The organism is Deltaproteobacteria bacterium (assembly GCA_016930875.1).
Classification (GTDB): domain Bacteria; phylum Desulfobacterota; class Desulfobacteria; order Desulfobacterales.
The window spans coordinates 1-13,227 of the sequence record JAFGFW010000035.1 but is presented as its reverse complement, the minus strand read 5'-3'; the positions used below and the strand labels follow the sequence as shown (position 1 = coordinate 13,227).

The 13,227-nt window shown below is 49.4% G+C and carries 11 protein-coding genes; 1 reads left to right on the top strand and 10 read right to left on the bottom strand.

Annotated features, from left to right (window positions below):
* Nucleotides 1–151: 151 nt before the first annotated feature.
* From JW883_03520 to JW883_03510, 3 genes are all read right to left on the bottom strand, one after another.
* The gene (locus JW883_03520; GenBank protein MBN1841337.1) at nucleotides 152–709 is read right to left on the bottom strand and encodes a winged helix-turn-helix transcriptional regulator; all 558 of its coding nucleotides are present in this window, start codon (nucleotides 707–709) and stop codon (nucleotides 152–154) included.
* Between the two features lie 109 nt (nucleotides 710–818).
* Nucleotides 819–2,693 carry a glycosyltransferase family 39 protein gene (locus tag JW883_03515; protein ID MBN1841336.1) on the bottom strand — a complete coding sequence of 625 codons (1,875 nt, stop codon included), beginning with the start codon at nucleotides 2,691–2,693 and terminating at the stop codon, nucleotides 819–821.
* A 213-nt stretch (nucleotides 2,694–2,906) separates the two neighbouring features.
* Nucleotides 2,907–4,136: a GGDEF domain-containing protein gene (locus JW883_03510; GenBank protein ID MBN1841335.1), complete on the bottom strand. Its 1,230-nt coding sequence runs from the start codon at nucleotides 4,134–4,136 to the stop codon at nucleotides 2,907–2,909.
* Between the two features lie 602 nt (nucleotides 4,137–4,738).
* On the opposite strand from JW883_03510, the gene JW883_03505 reads away from it, so the two are divergent.
* The gene (locus tag JW883_03505) at nucleotides 4,739–5,944 is read left to right on the top strand and encodes a geranylgeranyl reductase family protein (GenBank protein MBN1841334.1); all 1,206 of its coding nucleotides are present in this window, start codon (nucleotides 4,739–4,741) and stop codon (nucleotides 5,942–5,944) included.
* A 6-nt stretch (nucleotides 5,945–5,950) separates the two neighbouring features.
* Here JW883_03505 and JW883_03500 read toward each other — a convergent pair whose 3' ends face one another.
* The 7 genes from JW883_03500 to JW883_03470 form a co-directional block, all read right to left on the bottom strand.
* Nucleotides 5,951–7,741 (bottom strand): glycosyltransferase family 39 protein, encoded by a 1,791-nt coding sequence (locus tag JW883_03500; GenBank protein MBN1841333.1) that lies wholly within the window; start codon nucleotides 7,739–7,741, stop codon nucleotides 5,951–5,953.
* Entirely contained in the window at nucleotides 7,734–8,801 is a 1,068-nt protein-coding gene (gene rseP, locus JW883_03495; protein MBN1841332.1) for an RIP metalloprotease RseP, read from the bottom strand. The genes JW883_03500 and rseP overlap by 8 nt, the downstream gene beginning before the upstream one ends.
* On the bottom strand, nucleotides 8,798–9,946 hold the full coding sequence (locus tag JW883_03490) for a 1-deoxy-D-xylulose-5-phosphate reductoisomerase (GenBank protein ID MBN1841331.1): 1,149 nt from the start codon (nucleotides 9,944–9,946) through the stop codon (nucleotides 8,798–8,800). The genes rseP and JW883_03490 overlap by 4 nt, the downstream gene beginning before the upstream one ends.
* A 200-nt stretch (nucleotides 9,947–10,146) precedes the next feature.
* A complete protein-coding gene (locus JW883_03485; GenBank protein ID MBN1841330.1) occupies nucleotides 10,147–10,956 on the bottom strand; it encodes a phosphatidate cytidylyltransferase in 810 nt (269 codons plus the stop codon).
* Between the two features lie 83 nt (nucleotides 10,957–11,039).
* Nucleotides 11,040–11,801 (bottom strand): isoprenyl transferase, encoded by a 762-nt coding sequence (locus JW883_03480; GenBank protein ID MBN1841329.1) that lies wholly within the window; start codon nucleotides 11,799–11,801, stop codon nucleotides 11,040–11,042.
* On the bottom strand, nucleotides 11,791–12,348 hold the full coding sequence (gene frr, locus JW883_03475) for a ribosome recycling factor (protein ID MBN1841328.1): 558 nt from the start codon (nucleotides 12,346–12,348) through the stop codon (nucleotides 11,791–11,793). The genes JW883_03480 and frr overlap by 11 nt, the downstream gene beginning before the upstream one ends.
* On the bottom strand, nucleotides 12,341–13,072 hold the full coding sequence (locus tag JW883_03470; GenBank protein MBN1841327.1) for a UMP kinase: 732 nt from the start codon (nucleotides 13,070–13,072) through the stop codon (nucleotides 12,341–12,343). Before JW883_03470 ends, frr begins: the two co-directional genes overlap by 8 nt.
* Nucleotides 13,073–13,227: the final 155 nt, after the last annotated feature.

The window sequence follows — 13,227 nt, the reverse complement described above, 5'->3', positions numbered from 1 at the left end:
CGCCCCTTCAGCTACATAACACTAGGATATCTAACCTATTGAATAGACAGCATTTCTTTGTCACTCCGAGCTCTCGACCTCAGCCCGAAGATATGCTACGTACAGGCGGAATTTCCATTTTGCCAATAGCCTAAAACCGAAAATATCGGGGTCACGTAGCCAACCCCTCCTTGGCCTCCCAGACCAGAATCCGCGGACGTTTTTTCAGCTCTGGAAGGAGTTCATTGTACTCCTCACGGCTCAGGACCAAGGAGCGTATTTTTCGCTTGATATATCGCTCTGTTTTTCTGCTCAGATCGGTCAGATGATACTGGTCGATCTCTCCGACGAGCAGCAGGTCGATGATCCCAGTGTCCTTGCCCTCAGCATAATCATCGATTAAATACGCCCGCTCCAGGTCACCTAGCCGGTTAACAATACCGTCTATGACCTGATCCATGCCCATGACCTTGCTGACCATGGACTTGAGTTCAGGAAACAATGGATGGTCCTCATTGGCCATGTAGAAGACCTGACGTCCGTTTCTTTCGGATTTCAATAGGTTGGTATCGGTAAGCTGGTTGAGTTCCTCGCGAACTGAATTGGTGGATACGCCAAATTCCTTTGCAAGCTCCCTAAGATACGATCGCGTCTTTGGGTTAAAGAAAAGGCGTACAAGCAGTTTAATTCTTGTTTTTGAGGATATCAGTCCTGCGAATAGATTCTCCAATTCCCACCTCTTTATGAGTAGATTAATTACTCATAACATGCCAAGGCAAGCTAGTCAAGACTGTTAGGCTAATTATGCGAAAAATGTGCCAGCTATTTTAGTTCTATTGTTAAACGCGATACAGATAGTATCGCTCCTGATCGGCTTTGATCAGTTCGAGGTGGTCTTTTTGGAGGGTCAAAAAGAGGCTCTTTTCTTCTGCAGAAAAGGTGCTCATGTTTCCGAAAACATAATTGATATCGTACAAAATGTGGGTGAAGCCTCTTTCTTTTAAAGAATTGTAGACATCCGTGGCTGTTTCAGACCGGGTCAGGATTTTTTGGATGGAATAGGACTCAAACATGGAATCCGAATAATATAGGCGATCACAGAGGTACCCAAAATTTTTCATGTAGATGAGGAAAAGTTTGGAGTCGTTGCGTAAGTTAGCGTTGACATATTGAAACATTTTGTACGAGGGAACCGTACGCTTCAAGAAAGCATCTGTCTCCTCGTGACCTGTAATAACACCTGCTGGTCCTATCCTCAGAAAATCCCCGGCAATATGATACCCATTAAATCCCAGACTACCGGTAACAAAAAGCATCAGCACACCAAACACGACCTTCTTTCTGCGATAGTACCCGAGGATATAGGCCGTCATAATGGCCAGGAACGGAAAAATGGGGATGAGATATCGAATCTGTTGCGCAGATGAGGCCCAGAACATGAAAGTAAATAAGCAATAGGCCATTGAGATCTTTGCCCCAAAGGAGATCTTTCGCATTCCAAGGGCAAAAGGTAACGTCAGGATAAACACAGGCCCCAGAACACCGTCAAAGTGCGGGCTCGCCATCCTGGCATTTACGCTCACGTTCCATGGCAGCAACAGATAGTCCAAAAACCCTCTCCCCATGCCCAGGGTTTGAACAAACTGTTCATAGAGCCGCGCTTGACCGGGCTCCCATCCCCTGCCTCCGAATATTCCGTATAGAAAGGGATAGAACGGATTGCCGGTCATGATCCAGTTCTTGATATAAAAAGGACTGCCAACAACAAGGGCGCATGCGAGATATATTAGTAGCGACCGGAGAGCCTGCCGAGTAGCCCTTCCGTGGCGCCGAGAAGCCCACAAGATCCCCAGGCATCCCAAAAACGGCGAGAAAAGCGCTGTGTACTTCGTTGACAGAGCCAGCCCGGAAAACACTCCGCACAAGATCAGCCACGCATTTTCCTTTCTGCTAAACCAGTTCAAAAATGCGTATACTGACAAAAAGGCATACAAAGTCACGGTCAGGTCGTTGTAGGCCATGTGAGAGGTGACAAAGACGGAAGGAATGCTGCAAAAGATAAGAAGCGCAAGGGGCACAAAACGGGACTCAGAGACATGTTGTCTTGCAAATTGCCACATGCCTAGAAGGATGCATAAACCAATGACAAAATGGATCCCTTTGGCAAGGACATCACCACGCAGGGCAAGAGCCATGGCATACAGCATCTCACTGCTCAGCGGGTAGTTAGCGAATATGTTTCCTTCGATGAAATAGAATCCGTGATGCTTCTCAAATAGTTTGGGGACTGCCAGGTGATAGATTAGAGCGTCCTTGCCAATAGCCGGGGTAAGCACGAACAAGAAGGCGAAAAACAGGCATGTGGCCAAAACAATCAAGAACGCCTTGTCCCACAACGTGAGCTCTGTCGCGGAAAAGGTTGTTTTGTCCAAACCAGATCGGCACCTGAGCCACCCTGCAAGGCCCAAGGCCGAACAAAGGCCGAAAAGGATATAGACTGCCTCAGGATAGAGGAGTTGCAGGGCACAGAGCAAGAAGACCGCATAACTGAGGATTCCAAAACCCAGCCCGGCGCAGAAAACAGCCCATTCCCCAGAAGAAACAAATCTTATGCCGGTCCTACACAGAACCAGTCGCCCCAGACCAATGGCAACAAGGCTTGTGCATCCGAGAAATAATACATTCAGTGCTTGCTGTGTCAGTGCGCCAAGCATGTTTTGTTCCTATGCGAAAGCCTATCCCCGTAATAATCACCTGGCGGAGACCATCTCGAACATATACTCAACTTACAGATTAACACACGTCTCATTCAATATACAAGATTCGTTCCGGACAAGACAGTCAGCATTATGTCCGTTGTCATCTCTAAAGGATTTGCTGTCGGGTGGTTGGATATTCAGGAAATCAACTACTGTAGGCAAGATCTGCTAGGCCTTAACCCGATTGCGTCCGGCCTTTTTGGCGCCGTAGAGGGCTTTGTCCGCTGCTTTGATCACTTGCTGTGGATTTGTGTTGCGTTCGTTTCGTTCAGCTACGCCGATGCTGATGGTGACAGAAACCGTCTTACGAGGGCCCGTCATCCCCGTCGGCCTATCGGGCTTGATGCTGGGGCGGTCCGGACTGCGCAAGACAAAGTCTGATTCGGCGACCGCCTTCCGCACTCTTTCCAGATAGGGAATGGATTCATCCCCGAGCTTACCAGGAAAAAGCACGGCAAATTCCTCACCTCCGTAGCGGAAAGGCTTCCCACCGCCGGCTACCTTGGCAAGTTTTGAGCCGACCATACGCAAAACCTGGTCACCCACATCGTGACCATACGTGTCGTTGAACTGCTTGAAGCGGTCTATGTCGGCCATGGCCACGGTGTAGGAACCGCCAAGTTTGAGTAGGGCCTCATCCAGGGCTCGCCGCGCCGGCAGCCCGGTTAACTCGTCTCGAAATGCCATGCCGTGAGAACTCTCAACCGTTGAGACGACGAGAATAAGCCCCGCAGTGGCAAGATAGACTGTGGAAAGAGGTCCAACGCTGCCCGCCACAAAAGCCAGAAGTACTGAGATCAAAGCCCAGAAGAAACCACACTCAATAGTCGCCCGGCGCTTGAAAATTTGAAACGTGAGGAGAAGAAACGCTGCAGCAAAGGCCAACAGTGCCGGCTGGGCCAGGGGAATGGGGGTCAGAAAGGGTGTATGAACGAATTTGAAACCAAAGCAGGACGCCATGTCCCATCGCTGGTACTTCCATACCAGAAATAGAGCAACTGGCTGGAGAAGAACGAAGCTTAGGCGCCATATGCCCCGCAAGGTCAGAATCCCCCGCTCTTTTACCATTGAGAACAGCGCCAGATTCAAGGGGAGCAAAAAGGCAACGGCATTGAACACGGTTCGCCCTACTCCCTGGTGCATAGAACTGCCTGCAACAAAATGCACTAATGCCGTGTCAGCGAGAACCAGAACGATGATGGCAAACACCAGGCGGCTTCGGCTAAAACGCCAGCCAAACATGCCCCCGGCAACCGCTACCACATAGAAATAGATGTGCGCCAACGTGGGCAACGATTCTTCCAGCAAGCCCATATGCAGGATCACCCACGCTGCTGTTAAAAGCAATCCGCCAGGCACAAGAAATGAGAAGACGGCCCGGACAGCCACGAAATGCACTCTTTCAGGCTCCTTTTTTCAGAGAGATGTGGCCCATGTCAATACCTCCTCGCCATTACCTTTGAGGGAAATGTGACTTATGGGCATCCAGCATGAGATAGGAGTAATGCAAGTCACGTGCCGGAAATCCGACGGCCAGGCCAGGGAGGTTCCATCTGCTACCGTGAAACATAGAGAGTCGCATCTTGAGAAGTAAAAATCCTGGCCCAGAGGACCAAGCTTTGGTTATCCCCAGAGGGGATTTGCTTTGTTGGAAGTTCATTGAATTATTGAAATTACAAATATCAAATTACAAATATCAAACAATTTCCAATGACCGAAATTCGAAAATCCAAACAATGTCTCGTCCTGGAAGGTTTTGGTCATTGAATATTGGAATTTGAGATTTGTTTGAAATTTGGCGCTTGGAATTTGAGATTTTAGATACAAAAATCCAAGGCAGAGACATCTATCTCTGACCTGGCCCAGAGGACCAGGTTTTCAATGTAAAAATAAATATTGGCATTTCAAATCAACCTGTCTAAGATCTGTCTCACCATTTTCCATTCCGATTTTTCGACAGCACGAAATAGGCAAGTACGAATTTCACAACTAAGGAACTAGTGGTCGAACAACAACCCATCGAAGAACTACAAGAGACTGGCTGGGACGTGATTGTCGCCGGCGCTGGCCCGGCCGGCTCTGTTGCGGCAGGATATCTTGCAGGCAAAGGGCACAAGACACTATTACTCGACAAGGAGACCTTTCCTCGCGAAAAGGTTTGTGGGGACGGGTTAAGTCACGATTCCATACGCTTTTTGAAAAAAATTGGCCTCTATGAGACTGTCCAATGGGCGGGGCATGAAGTGCAAATGGCCCGCGCACATAGCACCAGTGAAATGACCCTTGAAGTTCCTGGCCCGTACATCACCTTGCGACGAAGACATTTTGACTCCCTTCTTGCCAAACGGGCGGTTGAGGCTGGGGCCATATTCTGTTGCGGGAAAATTGTGCGTTTTTATGTTGAAGGAGAGAATATCCGTGCGGTCCATGTTGACGGCCTTGGCAAACCCCTGCATGCTCGCTATGTCATCCTTTCGACAGGCGCCCAAATCGGCTTAGCCAAATCATTACGGTTGATCGACCGGGCCTTCCCCAGCGCTGTTGCAACGCGCTGTTATGTGGCGTCAAAGGAAAAGCTGGATTGCCTTGTCGGTTCGTGTGTGCGCCCCGTACTGCCGGGCTATGGCTGGGTCTTTCCTATGGGAGACGATTTGTACAACGTAGGGGTGATCGCGTTCTACACCAAGGGACGCAAATCAGGGCTGGGTCTGAATAAACGTTTTGATGAATTCGTTAAGGTATTCCCGCCGGCTCAAAAAGTGATGCGGTCGGGAAAGATGGTCAGTAACCTGGTGGCAGCTCCTCTCCGATGCGGACTGCCAGAAAGCGTTGTCCCCGGCAAAGGCAATCTCATTGCCACGGGCGAGACTATCGGATCGACCTTTAACTTCACCGGGGAAGGTATCGGAAAAGCGATGGAGACCGGTGAACTGGCCGCAAAGATTATCCATGACGCCCTCTCCCACGAAAAGACTGATGTGGTTCGTCGTTTCAAAAAAGCACTCGACTTGACGCTACGTCCCAAATACGTTGGCTATGTCACGGCCGAGCGATGCATGTCTAAGGCCTGGTTGAACGATTTCATAGCCAGCGGAGTGCTGAAAAATAGCTACCTGAGGCAGGCAGTCCTCGATATGACTGTGCGCGAGCTTGACCCACGCAAGGCCTTCTCCCTTGGGGGCATAATGAAATCTCTATGGAGTTAGATGAATTCAAAAAGAGGATTTCCGCAAAATGCCTTGAGTCTCTTCATGAAAGGCTTCTTGCTGGCTTTCGAGCGTTGAGAGGGCCTCTTTCACCTTTGCATCATGGGGTCCTAAGACTAAAGCCTTGAGGAGATAAAACCTGGCCGCTTCGTTATCTCCTTGCAACAAATGAAGAAAACCCAAATTCCTGTATCCTTTTGGAAGTCCCGGACTCAAAGAGATGACCTTCTTGAAATCTTCAAGCGCTTCCTTATGTTTTCCGAGAATAGAATAGGCCTTGCCCCTTACGTTGTAAGCAGGGCTGAAATTGGGGGCCATGGCTATAGACTTGTCCAATTCCGCTATCGACTCTTCATATGCTCCCTCTCTAAAAAGCCGATGGCCACCCATTTGATAGTGGATCTTGGTCGCCTGCTGCCATTGATCCACACTAATGATTTCACCCCTGTAGAAAAAGTTCGTCAGAAAGAACAATACCGCCAGAAAGATCATAGGCACAGCGGCGGTTCTTAGTCTTCTTTCCACCACCATCTCCTTTAAGATAAAGAGGGCTTGTCCTGCAAAGAGACACAGATAGGGCACGGCCGGAGTCCGATATCTTGATTGAACCAGGAAAATCATACCGGATAAAACATAAATAAACACAACCCCGTAAACCAAATACAGCTTTCTGAAATCCCTGAATGAAAGCATCATACCCAAAAGGCCGAGCGAAGCAATGACTCCGTATCTGATAAAGGGCAATGATCGAGATGCCTTATACTCCTTGTAGGCCGATGCAATATAGTGCATTTCGTAATCGTTAAAGAAATAGAAGAGCTTTTTGACTTCCAGAGTCACATAGGAAGCCGGATCACTCAGGATGTCGCTAAGAGCCCGCCTTGCCCAGAACTTGGACGATTCAGAAGGAGAAAGCTTTCCCCCGGCATGTTTCTCCGCTGTCTTCCGGTACAACACATGTGCATAATCCGGCTCCCCAGCCCCTTCTTCGGCAAAACCTTCATCCGGGAGCCCGGTTCCTTCCAAGGCTGTGGCGCCCTTGCCATTTCCGTGAAAAAACACCTTGCCTGCATCTGCTGTCACCAGAACAAAGTCGTGAAGCTTGATATAGTTTCTAGCAGTAACACTCATCATGATAACCAGGGCAGCGCCACAAAACACCAAGGCATAAGAGAGCCTCTTTCTAAGAGCCGAATTCCTGTGCGTAGAAAAAATGAGCCAAACCGTTCCCAAGGGCAGGAATAGCAGGAAGTTGGGTTTTGTTATGATAGAAAGACCGGCAAAAACCCCGCCAAGCAAGGGCATAACCCAACGCCGACCCAGAGGACCAAAATCCTCCCTCACACGCAGGAGGAAATAGACAGTCAGAAGATTAAACGATAGGACAAAGACCATCGGTTCAAGCGTCGATTCAAGTATTATCAAATTCCCATAGATACCGCTCATGAGCGCCGCCAGAAAACCCACCTCTCTCCGAAACACCCGGCTTCCAACAGCAAATAACAACACGCAATTCATGGCCCCCACAAAGGAGTGAACGAACTTCACATAGCTCCAGTCAATGCCAAGGATTTTCTTAAGGAGGGCCATAAAATATAGATAGAAAGGGCTCAAATCCACTAGCCTTTCCCCGATATCTGCCGCGGCAATCAGTTTGTCTGCAAAGAAAGGGTATTTGAAGAAAAGGGTAGGCTCATCAATACAGGTAAGAAAAAAGATACGGGCGCTAAAGGCAACCAAAAAGACAATAAGATATGCCTTATAATCTTGGGGGGATTCTTCCTGTGATCTAATCAAACAGGACGCGCGCAATGTCATTGTAGAACACAAAGACCATGAGCAGGATAATAACAAAAATGCCGATTTGTTGGGCTACTTCCCGCATCTTCAGGTTTACGGGTTTGCGGGTGACAGCCTCAATAAAGAAAAACATGAGATGCCCCCCATCCAGGACAGGGATCGGCAGCAGGTTGAGGATGCCAAGATTGACACTCAAAAGAGCTATGAAGAAAATAAAATTCGCCATGCCTGCCTTGGCGTGTTCACCTGCCAGTTGGGCAATCATGATGGGGCCACCGATGGTCTTGGCTGAAAGCGTGCCTGCAAGTATTTTCCCAACAGACAAAACCGTAAGCTTTGCGATCTGCCATGTTTGCAACACTCCTTCGACTACTGCCTCAATAGGATTGAGTCGCTCGATGGTAAACTCGCCTGAAGCAGTTATCCCTATGACGTACTTGTCTATCTTTTCCCCGAATACGTTCTGAGAGGAAATCTGTTTGGGAGTGATTCTCAAGGAAATAATGGTCTCGTCACGCAAAAGTTCAAACTCAAGGGTACTACCACCCCTTTGTGTGATTATCTCTGCCATCTCATCCCACTGCGTCACAGGCTCGCCGTCCACAGCCACAATACGGTCACCGGCTTGGACACCGGCCACATAAGCGGGCATTCCCTCTTGCACGCTACCCACCTCTGGTTGCATGATGGGAAGACCTGAGATCTCAAAAAATCCGAAAAATATTGCCACTGACAGGAAGAAATTGAACGCCGGACCTGCCAGAACGATAAGGCTCCGCTTGAGCACACTCTTATGTGAAAAGGACAGTGCAATCATGGACTCATCAAGCTCCGAATCCGGCGCCTCTCCTACCATCTTCACGTACCCCCCAAGGGGTATGGCTGAGATTCTGTAATCCGTCATCCCGATCTTCTTCCCGAAAATCCTGGGACCAAACCCCAAAGAAAACTTTTCCACACCCACTCCCAGGACCTTTGCCACAATGAAATGGCCGAACTCATGTGCAAAGATCAGCACACCCAGCACAATTATTAACGAAACAATGTTAGTGGTCATAAGCTTTCCTCAGCCACGCGCCGTGCCCAGACATCTGCCGACAGGATATCTGAAAGCCCTGGCTTGGGCACTGGCTTGTGTTTGTCCATGGTTTCCTGAATTGTCTCCGCAATGCGACCAATCCCGATCCGGCTGTCAAGAAAGGCACGGACAGCCACCTCATTTGCGGCATTTAACACCACCGGATAGGTCTTGCCAACTCTGCAGGCCTCGATAGCAATGGCGAGGCAAGGAAACCTCTCCAGGTCTGGTTCTCGAAAGGTGAGGGCTCCCAGTTTAAAAAAATCAGGGGCAGGCACTCCCAGAGAAAGCCGCTCCGGGTAAGACAGGGCATAGGCAATCGGCACCCTCATGTCGGGTAATCCGAGTTGTGCAATAACAGAACCGTCCCGGTAGACCACCATTGAATGGATCAGACTCTCGGGATGAATCACGACCTGGATAAGCTCAAACGACACGTCAAAGAGCCATCTTGCCTCAATGACCTCAAGGCCCTTATTCATCAGTGTGGCTGAATCTATTGTAATCTTCGGCCCCATCTCCCACGTGGGATGGCGAAGGGCCATCTCCGGTGAAATAGTGTCTGGGTCCTGCCCGTGTTTTTCCAAAAAGGGCCCGCCGGAAGCCGTAAGAAGTATCTTTTCCAGGTCTTGCCTCCGGTGTCCGACAAGGGATTGAAAAATGGCGCTGTGTTCGCTATCAATAGGGATAATAGACACCCCTTTTTCCCGGGCGGTCTGCATCAAGAGTTCCCCGGCCATGACAAGGCTTTCTTTATTAGCCAGAGCCAGTTGCTTGCCACTTTCAATGGCCGCCAGTGTAGGAAGAAGCCCTGCTGAACCCACTATGGCAGAAACCACCTGATCAACCGAACCCAGGCTTGCGGCAACCTTATACCCTTGTTCGCCGTAGAGGATCTCCACATTGTCCGCCGGCGCAAGCTTATCCCGGAGGCGACGGGCAGAAACATCATCTACCGCTACGGCCACCTGAGGAGAAAAGCGTTTCACCTGTTCGCACAGAAGGTCAATGTTGCGACCACCCGCCAGGGCAACAACAGAAAATCGGTCTGGAAACTCTTCCACAACTCGCAGGACATTCCTGCCGATGGAGCCCGTGGAACCCAATATAGCGAGGTGTTTCATCATTAAAACCTGACGGCTTCGTAAAAAGTCCATCTGCGGCGTTGCGCTTCATCTTTCGTCATTGCGACGTACCGTAAGTACGTCTCATTCCTTAAGCTTCGCGCGCCTTGCATCTGGAGCTTTTTACTGTGCCGTCTGTTTGCGGACTTTTTACGAGTCCATCAAACCTGATGCCGGATACCGGATGAGGATTGATTCAACTACAACAAAAGATATGTCCTGAAATAGTAAAGCACTGGCGCCGCAAAAAGTAAACCATCAATGCGGTCAAGCACTCCACCGTGTCCGGGCAGGAGCCTTCCTGAATCTTTAATATCTACTGACCGTTTCAGCATCGATTCAAACAGATCCCCGACCTGCGCCAGCACACCCAGGAGTAGTAGCAGCAGCGCACACAAGGGCCAAGAAAGCTCCGGCAGCCAAGATTGTCTAAACAAAGCGCCAACCAGGAGACTGGCGGCAAGCCCGCCTGCAGCGCCTTCCACTGTCTTGCCGGGGCTTATGCTCGGGGCGAGTTTCTTATGTCCAAAGGCCTTGCCAACGTAATAGGCAGCCGTATCCCCGGCAAATACAACTGCCAACAAAAAAGAAGTCCAGGCTATCCCGTTGTTCCAGCCTCGAATCAGTATCAAGTGGCCGAGCAAAAAAGGAATATAGATAAAGCCCACAATCTGCCCTGACAGTAGTGCCACAATGGAAGTCCGTGCTCTGGATCGTGCCAGACACATTACAGCAGTGCACAGGAAAACCAGGACCAAAACACCAAGGCTTGCCCCAATACCCTCCCTGTGAAAGGCTCCGATCACGGCTAGACAGAGGACCAACATTACCCCTCTTGCAATCACAGAGCCCCCGGGAAAAAACAGGGCATAATACTCCAAAATGCCCAGAGCTGCTGTCAAGCCGACAATGAGTGCGAAACCGTCTCTCCCCCCTTTCAGAATCACCACAATCAGAAGGGGAATAGCCACCGCAGCGGTAAACACGCGTCTAATGTGCGCAGAACCCAAAAGTTTCGATCTCCTGTGTTGTTTTCAGCTGAAGGCATTTGTTTGGAGTTGTGGGTTGGTTGTCCGAACGTAGATAATTTTTGTCAGGGTCTGCCAGAACCCTTTCTTATCTGGTCTCCCGTTAGCCCAAATCGACGCTCACGCTTTTGGTAATCACGTAGGATCTGGATGAGTTCTTCCCTCCTGAACTCGGGCCACAGGGTCCCTGTGACAGAGATTTCAGTATAAGCAATCTGCCAAAGCAAGAAATTGCTAATTCGCATCTCGCCACTTGTTCTAATCAATAGGTCAGGATCCGGCATCCCATGCGTATAAAGATAGCTGGAAAAAAGTTCCTCTGTTATCTTCTCCGGTTGAAGTCGGCCATCCTCGACATCTCTTGCGATATGTTGAGCAGCCCTCACAATCTCGTGGCGTCCGCCATAGCTCAAGGCCAGGTTCAAGATCATCCCTTGGTTTTTTCGAGTCGTCTCCGTGACTTCGTGCAAGACATCTAAAACATCGTCCGGGAACCGCTCGATATCACCTATCGCGTTCAGGCAAATGCCGTTGTCCATCATCTCGGGCAATTCTGACTTCAGGAACGTCTTGAGAAGCTTCATGAGGGCCGCGACTTCTTGTGGGGGACGATTCCAGTTCTCTGTTGAAAATGCATAAAGGGTCAAAACCTTGATTCCAATCTCCCGGCAGGCTCGCACAATATCTCGGACAGATTCGGTGCCCTCCCTGTGACCTCTGATACGGTTCAGGGAGCGTTTCTTGGCCCAACGGCCATTTCCATCCATGATAATGGCGATGTGTTGCGGGAGTGATTCGGGGTGCAGGGCGGGATTATCAGAATTCAAGGATCTCAGTCTCTTTTTCCTGGCAGACCTGGTCAGCTAATTGTATATATTCATTTGTGATCTTCTGGACCTGATCTTGCGCCTTAAAAAAGTCATCCTCTGAGATCTCCCCGTCTTTCTTCAAGCTTTTTAGAAACTCATTGGCATCCCGACGGATGTTGCGGATCGAAACCTTATACTCCTCATCGATCTTACGCACCACCTTAACGAGTTCCTTTCGACGCTCTTCGGTAAGCGGGGGGATGGCAATACGAATCAACTTTCCGTCATTCATGGGGGTAAGCCCCAACTCGGACTTGAGAATCTCCTTTTCGATCTCTCCAATAACCGTTTGATCCCAGGGTTGAATAATAACAAGCCTGCTCTCAGGCACAGACAACGATGCCATCTGTTTCAAGGGAGTCGTGGTTCCGTAATAATTTACCCTGATATCCTCAAAAAGGGCAAGGGAGGCTCGACCGGTCCGGATCTTCTTAAACTCATTTTTCAATGCATCAATGGATTTGCCCATCCTCTCTCGTGCATCATCATAAACTGAATTAATCACCTTCCGAGGCCTCCTTTACACACGTTCCAACATTTTCCCCGCACACTACCCTTCTAAGATTTCCTTTCACCTTCAAGTTAAAGACAACCACCGGAAGTCGGTTGTCCATGGCAAGGGAAATGGCGGTTGAATCCATGACTTTGAGCTGCCGCCTTAGAACTTCAAGGTAACTGATGCTGTCTATCTTTTTTGCATGCTTATCGGCAACCGGATCGGCATCGTAAACCCCATCGACCTTTGTGGCCTTGATAAGCACATCAGCGCGGATCTCCTGGGCTCTGAGCGCTGCCGCTGTATCCGTGGTGAAGTACGGATTTCCGGTGCCCGCTGCAAAGATCACGGTGCGGCCTTTCTCCAAATGCCTGGTTGCCCTCCTTAAGATATACGGTTCAGCCACAGCAGACATCTCAATGGCCGTCTGAACTCTCGTCTGAATCCCCTTCTTTTCCAGGGCATCCTGAAGGGCAATGCTATTGATAACAGTAGCTAACATTCCAATGTGATCGGCCGAGGTCCGGTCCATTCCGTAAGAAGCGGCCGCTACACCTCTAAAGATGTTGCCACCCCCCACAACCAAGGCAATCTGAATCCCAAGATCGTAAACCGATCGTATCTCCTCAGATAAATAGTTGAGCATCTCAGGGCTTATACCAAAACCTTGGTCGCCCGTTAAGACCTCACCACTGAGTTTAACTAGAACTCTCTTGTACTTGGGTGAGGACATGTTGGTCATTGGTCACTAGACGTCTTCATAAACGAAGATCTTAAAATTTATGTCAAGTTTTGGAAAAACCTCATGATTCCACCCAGGCGCCACGTGATACTGGATGCTGGTTACTGGATACTGGATATAATAAGGATTTCTTTTTTGATTTATCC